The organism is Duganella aceris, assembly GCF_011090165.1.
In the GTDB taxonomy this organism is placed as follows: domain Bacteria; phylum Pseudomonadota; class Gammaproteobacteria; order Burkholderiales; family Burkholderiaceae_D; genus Rugamonas; species Rugamonas aceris.
Genome location: NZ_JAADJT010000014.1, coordinates 24,359 through 39,916, shown reverse-complemented (window position 1 = coordinate 39,916; position 15,558 = coordinate 24,359). Strand labels below are relative to the sequence as shown.

Annotated in this window: 18 protein-coding genes; 8 read left to right on the top strand and 10 right to left on the bottom strand. The window is 65.3% G+C overall.

Features of this window, described 5'->3' with window-relative positions:
- The first annotated feature begins 22 nt into the window (after positions 1-22).
- Positions 23-646: a LysE family translocator gene (locus tag GW587_RS25990; RefSeq protein WP_166107813.1), complete on the top strand. Its 624-nt coding sequence runs from the start codon at positions 23-25 to the stop codon at positions 644-646.
- 3 nt (positions 647-649) lie between these two features.
- Here the strand turns inward: GW587_RS25990 and GW587_RS25985 are convergent, their stop codons facing one another.
- The 8 genes from GW587_RS25985 to rpsP all read right to left on the bottom strand — a co-directional run bounded on the left by GW587_RS25985 (position 650) and on the right by rpsP (position 7,790).
- Entirely contained in the window at positions 650-3,385 is a 2,736-nt protein-coding gene (locus GW587_RS25985; protein ID WP_207393652.1) for a M16 family metallopeptidase, read from the bottom strand.
- Positions 3,386-3,479: 94 nt separating this feature from the next.
- Positions 3,480-3,815, bottom strand: a complete 336-nt coding sequence (locus GW587_RS25980) for a DUF3579 domain-containing protein (protein ID WP_166107812.1) — start codon at positions 3,813-3,815, stop codon at positions 3,480-3,482.
- A 157-nt stretch (positions 3,816-3,972) separates the two neighbouring features.
- Entirely contained in the window at positions 3,973-4,941 is a 969-nt protein-coding gene (locus GW587_RS25975; RefSeq protein WP_166107811.1) for a CobD/CbiB family protein, read from the bottom strand.
- 46 nt (positions 4,942-4,987) lie between these two features.
- Positions 4,988-5,707, bottom strand: coding sequence for a CoA pyrophosphatase (locus tag GW587_RS25970; protein ID WP_166107810.1), 720 nt, complete (start codon positions 5,705-5,707; stop codon positions 4,988-4,990).
- A 19-nt stretch (positions 5,708-5,726) separates the two neighbouring features.
- A complete protein-coding gene (rplS, locus tag GW587_RS25965; protein WP_166107809.1) occupies positions 5,727-6,113 on the bottom strand; it encodes a 50S ribosomal protein L19 in 387 nt (128 codons plus the stop codon).
- An 86-nt stretch (positions 6,114-6,199) separates the two neighbouring features.
- Positions 6,200-6,946, bottom strand: coding sequence for a tRNA (guanosine(37)-N1)-methyltransferase TrmD (trmD, locus tag GW587_RS25960; RefSeq protein WP_166107808.1), 747 nt, complete (start codon positions 6,944-6,946; stop codon positions 6,200-6,202).
- Between the two features lie 22 nt (positions 6,947-6,968).
- A complete protein-coding gene (rimM, locus tag GW587_RS25955) occupies positions 6,969-7,529 on the bottom strand; it encodes a ribosome maturation factor RimM (protein ID WP_166107807.1) in 561 nt (186 codons plus the stop codon).
- Between the two features lie 15 nt (positions 7,530-7,544).
- Complete coding sequence (gene rpsP, locus GW587_RS25950) at positions 7,545-7,790, bottom strand: 30S ribosomal protein S16 (protein WP_008446017.1); 246 nt, start codon at positions 7,788-7,790, stop codon at positions 7,545-7,547.
- A 218-nt stretch (positions 7,791-8,008) separates the two neighbouring features.
- Here rpsP and GW587_RS25945 point away from each other — a divergent pair, with 218 nt between their 5' ends.
- From GW587_RS25945 to GW587_RS25930, 4 genes are all read left to right on the top strand, one after another.
- The gene (locus tag GW587_RS25945) at positions 8,009-8,428 is read left to right on the top strand and encodes an NINE protein (protein ID WP_166107806.1); all 420 of its coding nucleotides are present in this window, start codon (positions 8,009-8,011) and stop codon (positions 8,426-8,428) included.
- A gap of 13 nt (positions 8,429-8,441) precedes the next feature.
- Positions 8,442-8,864 carry a glycine zipper 2TM domain-containing protein gene (locus GW587_RS25940; protein WP_229259660.1) on the top strand — a complete coding sequence of 141 codons (423 nt, stop codon included), beginning with the start codon at positions 8,442-8,444 and terminating at the stop codon, positions 8,862-8,864.
- 106 nt (positions 8,865-8,970) lie between these two features.
- Complete coding sequence (panE, locus tag GW587_RS25935) at positions 8,971-9,897, top strand: 2-dehydropantoate 2-reductase (protein ID WP_166107804.1); 927 nt, start codon at positions 8,971-8,973, stop codon at positions 9,895-9,897.
- A gap of 5 nt (positions 9,898-9,902) precedes the next feature.
- Positions 9,903-10,880: a proline dehydrogenase family protein gene (locus GW587_RS25930; RefSeq protein ID WP_166107803.1), complete on the top strand. Its 978-nt coding sequence runs from the start codon at positions 9,903-9,905 to the stop codon at positions 10,878-10,880.
- Here GW587_RS25930 and GW587_RS25925 read toward each other — a convergent pair whose 3' ends face one another.
- On the bottom strand, positions 10,881-11,804 hold the full coding sequence (locus tag GW587_RS25925) for a LysR family transcriptional regulator (protein ID WP_166107939.1): 924 nt from the start codon (positions 11,802-11,804) through the stop codon (positions 10,881-10,883).
- Between the two features lie 90 nt (positions 11,805-11,894).
- Here GW587_RS25925 and GW587_RS25920 point away from each other — a divergent pair, with 90 nt between their 5' ends.
- The 3 genes from GW587_RS25920 to leuD are packed head-to-tail and all read left to right on the top strand — an operon-like array spanning position 11,895 to position 14,801.
- Entirely contained in the window at positions 11,895-12,773 is an 879-nt protein-coding gene (locus GW587_RS25920) for an alpha/beta fold hydrolase (RefSeq protein ID WP_166107802.1), read from the top strand.
- Between the two features lie 20 nt (positions 12,774-12,793).
- Complete coding sequence (leuC, locus tag GW587_RS25915; protein ID WP_166107801.1) at positions 12,794-14,212, top strand: 3-isopropylmalate dehydratase large subunit; 1,419 nt, start codon at positions 12,794-12,796, stop codon at positions 14,210-14,212.
- Positions 14,205-14,801 carry a 3-isopropylmalate dehydratase small subunit gene (gene leuD, locus GW587_RS25910; protein WP_166107800.1) on the top strand — a complete coding sequence of 199 codons (597 nt, stop codon included), beginning with the start codon at positions 14,205-14,207 and terminating at the stop codon, positions 14,799-14,801. The genes leuC and leuD overlap by 8 nt, the downstream gene beginning before the upstream one ends.
- On the opposite strand, the gene GW587_RS25905 is transcribed toward leuD, so the two are convergent.
- Entirely contained in the window at positions 14,798-15,535 is a 738-nt protein-coding gene (locus GW587_RS25905; RefSeq protein WP_166107799.1) for a siderophore-interacting protein, read from the bottom strand. The genes leuD and GW587_RS25905 overlap by 4 nt on opposite strands.
- Between the last annotated feature and the right edge of the window lie 23 nt (positions 15,536-15,558).

Here is a 15,558-nt window from a genome sequence, read left to right as displayed (position 1 = left end):
TCAACAAATCAAGGATAGCCCGATGCATTTCCCATCACTATCGGAGCTGGCGCCCCATGGCCCGGCCCTCATGGCGCTGACCATCGGCGCGGTGCTGCTGACGCCCGGCCCGACCAACACCCTGCTGTTCCTGGCCGGCAGCCGCGACGGCCTGCGACGGTCGCTGCGCCTGATCGGCGCCGAATGGATCGGCTACATCATCGCCATCGGCATCTGGTGCGCCTTCCTCGCGCTGGCCGCCGCCGTGGCGCCCGGCGCGCCGACCGTTGCCCGCGTCTGCGCCGCCGCCTACATCGCCTGGTCCGCGCTGACGCTGTGGCGCACCGCGCCGCAAGCCGGCCAAGCCGGCGCCGCCGGCATCGGCCCGCGCAAGCTGTTCACGGTCACGCTGCTGAACCCCAAGGCCTTCTTCTTCGCCACCGTAGTGTTCCCGCCACTGGCCGCCGGCACCGGCGCCATGCTGCAAGCCTACGCCATCTTCAGCAGCCTGCTGATCCCGATCGCCGCGCTGTGGATCGCGATGGGCGCGGCGGTGCTGGCCTACCCCAGCGCCACGCCGCGACAGCCGCTGGTGCACCGCATCGCATCGGTGGTGCTGTTCGCCTTCTCCGGCTCGATCTTCGTCTCGGTGCTGGCGAAGATCTAACGCTTACTTGGCCTTGGCCTGATCGCCGGCCACCACGATACTCAGCTTGGCCGGATCGATCGCCTTGCGGAACGCGGCATTGACTTGCGCCAGCGTCGCCGCCTGCAGCTTGTCCTCATACTCCTTGCTCCAGCTGTAGGTACGGCCCAGATACAGATTGCGCGTCCATCCCGCCGCCAGCACATTGTCCTTGGCGCGGTTCTGCACCCGCTGCTGCATCAGCCCCGATTTCGCGCCCGCCAGTTCCGCCGCCGTGAAACCATCCTTCAACGCCCGATCCAGCTCCTGCCGGATCGCCGCCTCCAGCTTCTTCAGATTCTGCGGCGCCGCGATGGCATCGATGCTGAAGCTGCCGGCGCGGTCGATCTCGCCCGCCTGCAAGCCCGCTCCGCCGCCATACGACAAACCATCCTTCTGCCGGATACGGTCCATCAAGCGCGATTTCAACCCACCGTCGCCGAAGATGAAGTTGGCCAGATCCAGCAGCGGATACTCGGCATCATTGATGTTCAGATCGACATTGACGCGCGCGGTGTAGAAGCCATTCTCCTTGTCCGGCGCATTGATGGTCTTGTGCAGCGGCGCCTTGTCCACATTGCTGCTGGCGATGGGCGCATACGCCACCTTGCTGTTCCAGCCGCTGAAGCTTTCATCGATGGTCTTGCTGATCGCCGCCTTGTCGAAATCGCCGACGACCGCCAGCTCGCCATGATCGGCGCCGTAGTACTGGCGATGGAAGGCCACCACATCCTCCAGCTTCAGCGCCTTGATCGCCGCCAGCTGCTCATCGACCGTCATCGACGCGCGCACATCGCCCTTCGGATAATGATCGAAGTGCTGCTCCAGCTCCTGGCCGGCCAGCGACTGCGGCTCGTTGCGCGACGCCTCCACGCCCACCAGCCACTGCTGGCGCAACTGCTCGAACTCGGATGCCGGGAAGCTGGCGTCCTTCAGCACATGCGACACCAGCCGCAACGCCGCATCCAGATTCGGCCCGGTGGTATCGAAGCGATACAGGCTGCCCGAGATCTTCAGCTTGGAAAACGCATCGGCCAACTGCTCGCGATTGTATTTGCTGGTGCCGCGCATCAGCATCTCATGCGCCGCCATCGACACGATGGAGGTGTTGAACAGATTCTTCTCATCGCCCCAATGCAGCTGCAGGTCCACCGACACCGCCTCGCCGCGATTCTTCTTCGGCAGCAGCGCCACCTTCAAGCCGCCGATGGTCTTGATCTCGGTGCGCGCGTTGATGTTGGCCTGGCTCGGCACGAACACCTCCGAGGTCAGCACGCTGTCCTTGCCCTTGAAGTCCTTCATCACCTCCGCCACCGGCGGCGCAGGCGGGATGTCCGCGCGCAGCGGATGATCCTCCGGCACGAAGCTGCCGACCACGCGATTGTCGCGCTTCAGATAACGCGCCGCCGCCGCGCTGACCTGCTCCGGCGTGATCGACGGCAGCTTGTCACGGCCCTGAAACAGCAAGCGCCAGTCGCCCAGCGCGATCTCCTCGGACAAGGTCACGCCGACCTTCTGCGGATCGTTCAACGACTTCTCGATGCTGTTGGCATAGCTGCGCCGCACCCGCTCCATCTCCTCGGCGGTCGGCGGCGTCTGTGCGAAGCTCTCGACCGCGCCGATCAGCGCATCGCGCACCGGCTCCAGCGGCTGGCCCGCCTTGACCACCGCGCCGATGATCTGCAAGCCCGGCGCATAGCCGGTCTGGCCGAAGCTGAACACCTGCGCCGCCTTGCCGCTTTCCACCAGCGCCTTGTGCAGCCGCCCGGTCGGCGTATCGCCGAGGATCTCGGACATGAAGCTCAGCGCATCGCTGTCCTCCTGCAGCGCACCCGGGATCTTGTAGCCCAGCGCGACGATCTGCATATCGCCCTTGCGGCGCACCACGAAACTGCGCTCGCCGTCCTGCGTCGGCTCGACCGTCCAGAACGGCGGCAGGCTGCGCTTGGGTTTCGGGATCGCCCCGAACGATTTGCTGATCCACGCCAGCGTCTGCGCCGGGTCGAATTTGCCGGCCACCAGCAGCACCGCGTTGTCCGGCTGGTAGTAGGTGCGATAGAACGCCTGCAGGTTCTCGATCTTGACGTTCTCGATGTCGCTGCGGTTGCCGATGGTCGAGCGGCCGTAGGAATGCCAGTCGTAGGCCACGCTCTGCATGCGCTTCAGCAGCACCGAGAACGGCTCGTTCTCGCCCGACTCGTACTCGTTGCGCACCACCGTCATTTCCGAATCCAGATCCTTGCGCGCGATGAAGGAATGGACCATGCGGTCGGCCTCCATGTCCAGCGCCCACTTCAGGTTGTCCTGGCTGGCCTGGAACACCTCATAGTAGTTGGTGCGGTCGTACGAGGTGGTGCCGTTGAACTCCATGCCGCGACTGGCGAATTCCTGCGGGATGCTACGGTTCTTCGGCGCGCCCTTGAACATCATGTGCTCCAGCAGGTGCGCCATGCCGGTCTCGCCGTAGTTCTCGTGGCGCGAGCCGACCAGGTAGGTGACGTTGACCGTTACCGTCGGCTTGGACGCGTCCGGAAACAGCAGCACCTTCAAGCCGTTCGGCAGCCGATATTCGGTGATGCCCTCGACCGACGGCCCCTTGACCACGCCGGCCGGCAAGGCGGGCGACGCGGCGGCGGCCCACGCCGAACCGGTGGCGACAAAGGACAAACCGCACAGCATCAGGCTGGCGGCGGCGACGTGTTTGAGGCGGCTGTGGTTCATGGTCTCTCGCGAAAAAAACTGAAGAACAGGCAGCATACGCCCTCCCCCGCCCGCGTGGGTATGCGCTTAAGCAAATTTTAATTCGGGAGTAAGCTCAGCTCTTGTCCGGCATGAGACAGGCGTCGACCATCTGCAGGTCGTTGTCTTTGGCGAAGGAGATGACGAAGTGATAGGCCAGCGGCTCGAGCGCGCGCAGCTTGCCGTTGACGACCACCGACTTGACGCCGTTGATCACGGTCGGCGTGACATAAGGGGAGAACTGCAAATGCGAGTCGCGGCCGCCGCCGTAGCCTTCCGGCTTGAAGCACGCCATCACGCCGCACAGGCGCTCCGCCCAATCGCTGGGGCGGAACTGGCGGCCATCGCTGGTTTGGCCAATGATGAAGAACGAATCCTGCTGTTCGACCGGTTTTTGAACTGACTCTGCCATGGGCGCGGCTGCTTTCTGTGTGGATCTTACGTATTATATCTTATAGAAGACCTAAATATGTAAGCCATTGATTTCAATCCACCTTTTTCCACAAAGGACTACTTTGGTGCAGAAAAACCATCTTACTGCACCACAGCAATGCCGCTATTGTACCTTGTTAAGGGGATGCTCCAAGCCAGACCGCGCTCGACAGCAGCAATAACAACATCATCCACAGCAGCAAGGCGCGCCACACCAGGCCGACCGTGCTTTGCAGCGAACGGATGCTGGGCTCCTCGCCCGGCAGCACGTCCGGCTCGACGTCGGAACTGTCCACGGTGGCGGCGTCGACCAGCAGCACCCGCGCCGCGTTCTCGGTCGGCGTGCCGAGCCGCACACCCATCGCGCCGCCGCCGGCCGACAGGATGATGCCGATCGCCTCGTTGTGCCAGCGGTGGGCGAAATTGCGCCAGGCGTAGATCGCGTCCTCGAAGTTGCCCACCACCGCGAAGGCGACGGCGGTCAGGCGCACCGGAATCCAGTCGATCCAGTAGAAGGCGCGGCTGGCGAACTGGCCGAAGGCCTCGTTGCGCATGTGCTCCGGCTCGTTCCACGCCCGCGCCAGATGCTCGGAGACGCGGTACATCACCGCCCCGGCCGGCCCCAGCGGCATGGTGAACCAGAAGAACACCCCGAACACATTGCGGTGGGTGGTGATCAGCGACTTCTCGACCGCCAGCCGGGCGATCTCCGACACCTCCATGCCGACCGTGTCCTGCCGCGTCCACTCGGCCAGCAAGGCGCGCGCGCCGGCTTCGTCGCCCGCGTTCAGCGCCAGCTGGATCGAAGTGAAATAGTGGCTGTAATGGCGGAAGCCCAGCGTCAGGTAGACGATCAGCACATTCCAGGCGAAGGCCGCCAGGAACCAGTCGTAATACTTCAGCGTCCAATAGATCGCCGCCGTCGGCACCATCAGGATCGCCATCATCAGGAACCAGCCCATGCGGCCGTGGGTCGAGTGGCCGGCGTTGAACCAGGTCTCCATCCGCAACGCCAGGCGTTTGATTTCGGCGTAGACCGGATTGTCCGCGCGCAGCGGCTTCATTTGCTCGATCAGCAGCGCGCAGAGAATGGAAAGAAATGTCATTAAACGTCCTTTGGGTTCGGCATTGCCCGTAACGATAGCGTAGTTATCACTCCGCGCGCAAGAAATGGAACAGATTCCGCAGCATACCCGCCGTCGCGCCCCAGATGTAATAACCTTCGTACGGCATCGCATAAAAGCTGCGCCGCCCGCCGCCGAACTCCATCGACAGCCGCTGGTGGTTGGCGCCGTCCATCAGGAACGCCAGCGGCACCTCGAAGATCGCCTCCACCTCGGACGGATCGGCGGCCACCTCGAACGGCGGCGCGATCAGGCCCACCACCGGCGTCACGCAGTAGCCGGTGCCGGTCAGGTACGGCGGCATGCTGCCGATTACCTCGACGTGGCGGCGCGCCAGCCCGATCTCCTCCTCCGACTCGCGCAGCGCGGTGTCGACCGCGTCCGCGTCGTAGGCCTCGGCGCGGCCGCCGGGAAAGCTGATCTGGCCGGGATGGTCGGTCAGGTGCGCGGTGCGCTGCGTCAGCAGCAGCGTCAGGCCGTGCGGACGCTGGATCAGCGGCACCAGCACCGACGCCGGCGTCGGCGCCCGGTCCTCGCGCTCGGGCAGCACGCGCTCGCGCCGCTCCGCCGCCCACAGCGGCGCCGGGCCGGCGAAGCGCTGGCGCAGCCAGGCCGGCGTCAAGCGCTCCGGCGCCACGGCCGGCTCGCCGGCGATGGCGTCGATCGGAAGTTGTTGCGGGTCGAACGTGAGCTTGGCCAAGACGCTACCTCCTGATAATAAAAAAGGGCGCCAAGGCGCCCTCTTCATCCAAACACAAGCGCGGCTATTAAGCTGCGGTTGCTTTCGCCACTGGGCGACGGTTTGGCAGTTTTTCCTTGATACGTGCCGATTTACCGGAACGATCACGCAGGTAGTACAGTTTAGCGCGACGCACGTCACCGCGGCGTTTCACTTCGATCGAAGCGATCAGCGGCGAGAACAGCTGGAAGGTACGCTCGACGCCTTCGCCGGACGAGATCTTGCGAACGATGAAGTTCGAGTTCAGGCCACGGTTACGACGCGAGATCACGACGCCTTCGTATGCCTGGGCGCGCTTGCGGGTGCCTTCGACGACGTTAACGTTGACGATCACGGTATCGCCAGGAGCAAAATCAGGGATGGTTTTGCCCAGGCGAGCGATTTCTTCTTGCTCGAGTTGTTGAATCAGGTTCATTTTTAATGACTCCATAAACCATCGTGCCGGCGCGCATGAGTAATGAAACTCGCCCGGTAGAGGATGGGGTTATAACAAGCAGGTCCTTAAAGACCCGCCAAAAATCGCTCATCGAGCTTGGTGAGCAGTCCCGCCTCACGCGCTTTGACAAGCAAATCCGGGCGCTTGCGCGCGGTCGCCTCCAACATGCGCTGGCGGCGCCATTTTTCAATCTCGGCGTGGTTGCCGCCCATCAGCACCGGCGGCACGCCCACACCCTCATACTGGTCCGGCCGCGTGTAGTGCGGCGAATCCAGCAAGCCGTTGACGAAGCTGTCCTCGACCGCCGACGCATCCGTGTTCAACACGCCGGGAATCTGGCGGATCACGGCATCCATCAAGGCCATCGCCGGCAGCTCGCCGCCGGACAGCACGAAATCGCCGAGGCTGATTTCCTCGTCGACGCAACGGTCCAGCAAACGCTGGTCCACCGCCTCGTAGCGGCCGCACAGGATCACCAGACCGGGCTCCTGCTGCAGCTGCATCACACGCTCGTGCGTCAATTGCCTGCCCTGCGGCGACATGAACAGCACGCGCGGCGCGGGCAGACCGGCATCGGTCTGGCGCTGCTTCGCCGCGTTGAGCGTCGCTTCCAAGGGTTTGGCCAGCATCACCATGCCGGGGCCGCCGCCATACGGGCGGTCATCCACGGTGCGGTGATTGTCGGTGGTGAAATCACGCGGATTCCACAGCGACAAGCCACATTTATTCTGTTCGAACGCGCGCCGGGTGACACCCGACTGCGTCAGTGCGGCGAACATTTCAGGGAACAGGGTCACGACATCGAATTGCATGGCGGGCCGCCCTTATGTTCTTTTAATAATCAAGGCCCCAGTCGACGGTGATCTTGTTCGCGGTCTTGTCCACCTTGATGACGAACGCCTCCACAAACGGGATCAGGCGCTCTTGCGCCGCAACTTCGGGATCAGCTTCGGCGGATGGGGCCGGCGTGATGCGCAAGATCGACTGCGGACCGTTGCTCATCATGTCAGTCACCTTGCCGAGGTGCTCACCTTGCAAATTCTCTACATCCAGACCGATCAACTCGGTCCAGTAAAACTCATCGTCGGACAGCACCGGGAAACGACTGCGCGGAACGGACACAGCGGCACCCTTGAGCGCTTCTGCCACATTCCGATCGGTCACTCCCACCAGCTGCGCGACCACGTCGCCGCCATGCAGTTTGCACTGCTTGACCTCGACATCGTGCAGCGAAGGCTTGTCGATCCACCAGGTTTTCACCTTGAGGAGTGCATCCGCATCTTCCGAGAAAGGACGAATCCTGACCCAGCCAGCAACGCCGTAGGCACCGAAGACAAAGCCCACCTGTGCCAGATCGTCGGGGACTTGCACCCCGGATGCATTCTGATCGGTCAAACCAGCAACCCGAACTTAAGCAGCTTTGTTCGAAGCTACCAGGCGAGCAACGGTCGGCGACAGTTGGGCGCCGACGGATTGCCAGTGAGCCAGACGGTCAGCGGTAATACGCAGTGGCACTTCGCCACCGGATGCCATCGGGTTGTAGAAACCGATGCGCTCGATGAAACGGCCATCGCGGCGATTGCGCGAGTCGGTTGCAACGATGTTGAAGAACGGACGCTTCTTGGCGCCTCCACGAGCTAAACGAATAACGACCATAATATTTCCAAAAAGTGTGCTAGGACGGAAAAAGCCGCAAATTATAGCGCGCTTTGCCGCGAAGCAGCAAGCGTTAATGAAATAATCGGGCAGATTGGGGTAATCGAAGATTATCCCCCGTTCCGGCGAGTGGGGCAAGTGCCAAGACAACAAAAAAGGCAAGCCGGGGGCGGTATTATGACCGATACTGCCTGCTTTCCGTGTAAAAGTCGCACACCATGACGATTCCGCACCACAAAAACAAAACCCTGGCCACGCTGGCAGCCTTCCTGCTGGGCGGCCTCGGCCTGCACCGCCTGTACCTGCGCGGCGCGCGCGACCGGTGGCTGTGGGCGCACCTGGCCAGCCTGCCGGCCGCCGCGCTGGTCGCCGCGCTGGCGCCGCAGGCCGACGGCTTCTATAAACTGTTGCCGGTCACGCTGTCGGTGCTGGTCGGCCTGTTGGAAGCGCTGGTGCTGGGCCTGATGTCGGACGACAAATGGGACGCCCGCTTCAATCCCGGCAGCGGCCGGCAATCGGACACGCACTGGCCGGTGGCGGTGGTGCTGGTGGCCAGCATGATGCTGGGCGCGGGCGGGCTGATCGCCACAATCTCACGATTTTTCGATTTGCTATACACTGGCGGCGCCTATGGCTAACCAGGAGAACACCATGAAAACCCGCTCGATCGCCACCGCCCTGCTGCTGACCGGACTGTTGTCCGGCATGCAGGCGCAAGCCAAGCCGCAACACAAACCGCAATGTCAGGACTGCGGCCGCGTCACCGCGGTGGCGGTGCACGACAAGGATGGCAAGGGCGGCGCCGTGGGCCTGATCGCCGGCGGCGTGGCAGGCGCGCTGCTGGGCAACCAGGTCGGCAGCGGCCACGGCCGGCAACTGGCCACGGTGGCGGGCGCCGCCGGCGGCGCCTATGCCGGCAAGAAAGTCGAAGAAAAAGCCCGCGCCACCAAAGAGTGGACGGTGCACGTCAAATACGACAACGGCCAGCAAGCCAACTTCCACTTCGACCACGACCCGAACATGCACAAAGGCGACCGCGTCCGCAAAGCCGACGGCACCCTGGTCCGCAACTGACCCCCTCCTCCGGGGTCAGAGCTAAAAACTGGACACGAGCTCAACTGCTAGCGGCAGAGTTCGTGTCCAGTTTTTAGCTCTGACCCCGTTTTTTTAGGACATGACGATGAACATTCTGGTGGTCGGCGCGGGTGCGCTGGGTGGGTATTTCGGGGCGCGGCTGCTGGATGCGGGCCGGGACGTCACTTTTCTTGTGCGCGCCGGACGCGCGGCCCAGCTCAAGCAGCATGGGCTGCACATCAAGAGCCAGCGCGGCGACTTGACGCTCAACGCGCCGCCGCATCTGCTGTCCGAGCAGATCGCGCAACACTATGATGTCGTCATCGTCGGCTGCAAGGCCTACGATCTCGATGCGACCATGGATTCGTTCGCCGCCGCCGTCGGGCCGCAGACGGCCATCCTGCCCGTGCTGAACGGCATGGCGCACGTCGACCGGCTGGCCGCGCGCTTCGGCGCGGATCGGGTGCTCGGCGGCCTGTGCCTGATCTCCGCCACCCTCGATCCGCAGGGCACCGTGCTGCATCTGAACGATGCCCACAGCCTGGTGTTCGGTGAACTCGACGGTGGCAGTTCGCCGCGCGTCGCCGCCATCGCGCAGGCCATGGCCGGCGCCAACTTCGACGCCCGTGCCAGCGAACAGATGCGGCTGGAGATGTGGGAAAAGTGGATCTTCATCACCGCTCTGGCCGGCGCCACCTGCCTGCTGCGCGGCACCGTGGGCGACATCGTCGCCGCCGGCAACGCCGCGCTGCCGCGCACGCTGCTCGACCAGTGCGCCGCCATCGCCGCCGTCAACGGCTACCCGCCGCGCGCCGCGTCGCTGGAACGCGCGCTGGCCATGCTGACGGCGGCCGGTTCGCCGATCAGCGCGTCGATGCTGAGGGACCTGGAGAGCGGCGGCGCCATCGAAGCCGACCACATCCTGGGCGACATGCTGGACCGCGCCGGCGCCGCAGCCGCACCGACGCTCCAGCTCGCCTACGCCCACCTGACAACCTACCAGGCCCGCCGCGCCCGCGAGGCCGCGCGATAACGCACATGGACATCCCGCACTTCCCCGCCGCCTGGCAACCGCTGGTCGACCAGGCCGCCGCCACCCTGCGCGCGCTGGCGCTCGACGAGACCGCCAAGGAAAAATTCTGCAACGACCCGCTGCTGCGCCCGTACATGCACAAGGTCTCGCAACGCTACGTCGCCGGCCAGACGGTGGCCGACGCGCTGCAACGGGTCGAACACATCATCGCCCAGGGCCACGCCGCCTCCGCCGAATACATGGGCGAAAGCGTGCGCGACGAAGCCTTCGCCATGGCCGAGACCGAAGTATTCATGCAGCTGACCCAGGCCATCGGCCAGCGCAACCTGAACTGCTCGATCTCGTTCGACCTGTCGCATGTCGGTTCGATGGTCGACCTGGAGCTGGGCTACCGCAACGCCCGCCGCATCGCACTGGCCGCCGCCGAAATCAACCGCGAAGTGATGATCTCGATGGAAGGCGCCGACCGCGCCGACGACATCTACGCCGTCTACACCCGGCTGCACCGCGAAGACGGCCTGCACAACGTCGGCATCACGGTGCCGGCCAAGCGCCACCGCACCGACCGCGACTTGCCGGCGCTGATGAAGCTGCCGGGCCGCATCCGCCTGGTCAAAGGCGCCTTCCTCGAATCCGAAGAAATCGCCCACCACCGCAACAGCCCCGAGCTGGCCGCGGCCTACCGCCGCCACGCGCAGACGCTGCTGCTAAGCGGCCACAAGTGCTCGATCGCTACCCACGACCGCGCCATCCAGGCCGACCTGAGCGCGCTGATCCTCCAGGAGCGCATCGACCCGCGCTGGTTTGAATTCGAATCGCTGATCGGCCTCGGCACCGAGCAGATCGCCGACTTGCAAGCGCGCGGCTTCCCGACCCGCGAATACGCGGTCTTCGGCGAGGAACACTTCCTCTACGTGCTGAACCGCATCGCCGAAGAACCGGTGCGCGTCTATCAAGCCGTCATCGACGTGATGGCGCGTTAACTACCAGCCACCCTGCGGATCGCCCGGCCGCCCCAAGTGCGGCGCGAACCGTTCGGCGAGAAAATCGACAAAGGCGCTAACCTTGGCCGATAAATTCAGCCGCTCCGGATAGACGGCAAAGATATCGGCGCCCGGCAGCGACCACTCCGCCAGCACCGGCACCAGCCGCCCGGAGCGCAGATACGGCGCCGCATCCCACTGCGAGCGCATGATGATGCCGTAGCCATCCAGCGCCCACGCCACCGCCGTTTCGCCATCGTTGGTGCTGAGCGCGCCGCGCACCTTGACCATCTCCTGCCTGCGGCCATTGCTCAAGTGCCAGACGCCGTAGGCCGCCTCGTCCTCGCGGATCACGATACAGTCGTGCCGCTGCAGCTCGTTCGGCGTGGCCGGCGCCGCCACCCGGTCCAGGTACAGCGGCGACGCGCACAGCAAGCGCCGGTTGGACGCGATCTTGCGCGCCGTGATGCGCGCGTCCGGCAGCTCGCCGATGCGGATGCCGATGTCATAGGCCGCATCGACCAGGTTCATCGGCCGCTCGGTCATCTGCAGCTGCACCTCCACCTCCGGATAGCGCCGCGCGAACGCCGCCACCGCCGGCGCGATATGCCGCCGCCCGAAGCCGAAGCTGGCGTTGACCCGCAGCAGCCCCTTCGGCTCGGCGCGGCTGCTGACCACCTTCATCTCCAGCTCCTCGATATCGGCCAGGATGCGCGCGCCATTGCTCAGGTAGACCTCGCCTTCGTGCGTGACGCTCATGCGGCGCGTGGTGCGGTTCAGCAAGCGCACCCCCAGCCGCCGCTCCAGCGCCGCCAGCCGCTTGGTCACCACCGGCGGCGTCACGCCCAGTTCCCGCGCCACCGCCGCCAGACTGCCCTGCTTCATCAGCAAGGCAAAGAACGCCAGATCGGACACCGCATCCATCATTAACCCCTGAGAAAGAATAGATTTAATTCCCATGAATTATATGCCCCATCAGCAGATATACAATCATCGCAACAGAGGAGGACTACGATGTTTCCCAATTTTGAACGACACACCATCGATGTCGGCGGCATCCACATCAACTGCGTCAAGGGCGGTAGCGGCCCGGCGCTGCTGTTGCTGCACGGCCATCCGCAGACCCACGCCATCTGGCACAAGGTCGCGCCGCAGCTGGCCGAACGCTACACCGTCATCGCCGCCGACCTGCGCGGCTACGGCGACAGCGGCAAGCCGCCCGGACTGCCCGACCACAGCAATTATTCCAAGCGCGTCATGGCCGAAGACCAGCTGCGCCTGATGCGCCGCTTCGGCCACGACCGCTTCCTGGTGCTGGCGCACGATCGCGGCGCCCGCGTCGCCTACCGCATGGCGCTCGATCATCCGCAAGCGGTCGAGCGCCTGGTCACGCTGGACATCGCGCCGACGCTGGCGATGTACGAGCAAACCTCGCAGGCCTTCGCCACCGCCTATTACCACTGGTTCTTCCTGATCCGCCCCGCGCCGTTCCCCGAAACGCTGATCAACTCCCATCCCGGCGAGTACCTGAAGCACACCATCGGCGGCCGCAGCGCCGGCCTGGCGCCGTTCACCGACGCAGCCTACGCCGAATACCTGCGCTGCCTGCAAGACCCGGCCACCGTGCACGGCATCTGCGAAGACTACCGCGCCAGCGCCGGCATCGACCTCGACCACGAACGCGCCGATCTGGCCGCAGGCAACAAGATCACCTGCCCGATGCTGGCCCTGTGGGGCGCGCACGGCACCGTGGGCAAATGTTTCGATCCGCTGGCCGAGTGGCAGGCGCTGGCCGCCGACGTGCGCGGCCACGCGCTCGACTGCGGCCACTACATCCCCGAAGAAGCGCCGCAAGCGCTGCTGGACCAGGTCCTGCCCTTCTTCGACCACTAAGCCAAGAGAGAGATAGCCTCATGCCATCCACCCTGTACCGGAAACTGGTCGACGCGCACACCGTCGCCCGCATCGATGGGCAGCACGTGCTGCTGTACGCCGACCTGCACATCATGAACGAATACACCAGCCCGCAAGCCTTCACCGGACTGCGCGAGCAGGGCCGCCGCGTGCTGCGGCCTGCGCAGCAACTGGCGGTGGTGTCGCACATCATCCCGACCCATCCGGTGAACGCGGCGCAACGCGTCATCCAGGACCCGGCCTCGTCGCTGCAGGCGCGCAACCTGAAGCGCAATTGCGACGAGTTCGGCATCAAGCTGTTCGACACCACCGACACCAACCAGGGCATCGAACACATCGTCGCGCCCGAGCACGGCCTGATCCGCCCCGGCATGGTGGTCATGTGCGGCGACAGCCACACCACCACCTACGGCGCGCTCGGCGCGCTGGGCTTCGGCGTCGGCACCTCGGAGGTCGAGCACATCCTGGCGACGCAGACGCTGGTCTACCGGCTGGCTGGCGACATGCGCATCCGCATCGACGGCGCGCTGCCGCTGGGCACCTCGGTCAAAGACTTGATCCTGCTGATCATCGGCCGCATCGGCGCCCAGGGCGCGCGCGGCTACGCGGTGGAATTCTGCGGCACGACCATCGCCACGCTGTCGGCCGAAGCGCGCATGACCATGTGCAATATGGCGGTGGAAGCCGGCGCCCGCGCCGCGCTGATCCAGCCGGACCAGACCACTATCGACTACGTGGTCGCGCATGCACCCGAGCTGCGCGGCGCGGCGCTGGAGCAAGCCAAGGCCGGCTGGCGCGACCTGTATTCCGACGATGGCGCGCGCTTCGACGTCGAGCACGTGTTCGACGCGGACCACGTCGAACCCTACGTCACTTGGGGCACCAGCCCCGACCAGGCGATGCCGATCGGCGGCCTGGTGCCCGACCCGGCCACCGCCGACCCGCACGCGCACGACACCATCGTCCGCGCGTTGGACTACATGGGCTTGCAAGCGGTGACGCCGATCGAACGCACGCCGGTCGACCGCGTCTTCATCGGCTCCTGCACCAACGGCCGCATCGAGGACTTGCGGCTGGCTGCCGCCATCGTGCGCGGCCGCAGCGTCGCCCCGGCGGTGCGCGCGATGGTGGTGCCCGGCTCGGGCAGCGTGCGCCGCCAGGCCGAACAGGAAGGCCTGGCGCAAATCTTCATCGACGCCGGCTTCGAATGGCGCCAGCCGGGCTGCTCGATGTGCCTGGCGATGAACGACGACGTGCTGGCCCCCGGCGAACGCTGCGCCTCCACCACCAACCGCAATTTCGAAGGCCGCCAGGGCCGCGCCGGCCGCACCCATCTGATGAGCCCGGCCATGGCGGCCGCCGCCGCCGTCACCGGCTATATCGCCGACGTCCGCAAACTGGGAGTACACCATGGATAAAATTGAAGGCATCGCCGCGCCGCTGCTGATCGACAACCTCGACACCGACCAGATCATGCCCAAGCAATTCCTGCGCATCATCGACAAGGCCGGACTGGCCCAGGGCGTGCTGTACGACCTGCGCTTCGAGCCCGACGGCGCGATCAAACCGGACTTCGTCTTGAACCGCGCCGAGTACGCCGGCGCCAGCATCCTGATCGGCGGCGCCAACTTCGGCTGCGGCTCCAGCCGCGAGCACGCGGTGTGGGGCATGCAGCAGCTGGGCATCGAAGTGGTGATCGCCTCCAGCTTCGCTGAAATCTTCTTCGGCAACGCCCTGAACAACCGGCTGCTGCTGATCGTGCTGCCGCCAGCCCAGGTCGACGCGCTGGCCGCCGAGCCGCCCGGCAGCCGCGTCACCGTCGATCTGAACAGCATGACGGTGCGCAGCGCCGGCGGCCTGGCGTTCCCGTTCACGCTGGGCCAACGTCACAAGCAGATGATCACCGAGGGCCTGGACATGGTCGGCGCGACGCTGCGGCAACTGGCCGAGATCGAAGCGTTCGAGCGGCGCCATGTCGCCCGCACACCGTGGACGCGCGTGCTTTAATCTTCCAGATTCTCGTGGAAGCCGCTGCCGCCGCGTTTCCAGTAAGCGGCGGCGCGGATCTGGTGCTTGCCCATGCCCTGCTCGCCGACCAGCACCTTGCGCACCGCCGCCATGGTCGCCGCCTCGCCGGCGCACCAGGCGTAGCCCTCGCCCTCGGGTAGCGTCAACGCCTGCACCGCCGCGATCAGCTCGGCATCGCTGGCGACCCAGCGCACATCCGTCGCGCGGCCCGCCGCCAGAGCACGGCGGTCGGCCTGGTCGGCGACCTTGACGATCACCAGCGCCGGCGCCTCGTCCGGCAACTCCTCCAGGCGGCGCGAGATGGCCGGCAAGGCGCTCTCGTCGCCGACCAGCAGATGCCAGTCGTAATCCATCGGGATGATGAAGGAACCGCGCGGCCCGCCGATCAGCGCCTGCTGCCCCGGCGCGGCCTGCGCCGCCCAAGCGGCCGCCGGACCATCGCCGTGCAGCGCGAACTCGATGCACAGCTCGCCCGCGACCGGATCGAAGCTGCGCGGCGTGTAGTCGCGCTTGACCGCATCCTCGCCCTGGCCCAGGATGAATTTGACGTGATCGTCGAAGGACGCGCTGTGAAAATCGCGCAGGTCCGCGCCGCTGAAAGTGATGCGGCGGAAATGACTGCCGAGGTCGCGCACCGCCGCCACCTCCACGGCGCGGATCTTGAGTTCGTGCCGCACGCGCTGCACACGGCTGATGGGAGCGTCTATACTCATCTCTTTACCTGCCCAGATAATTG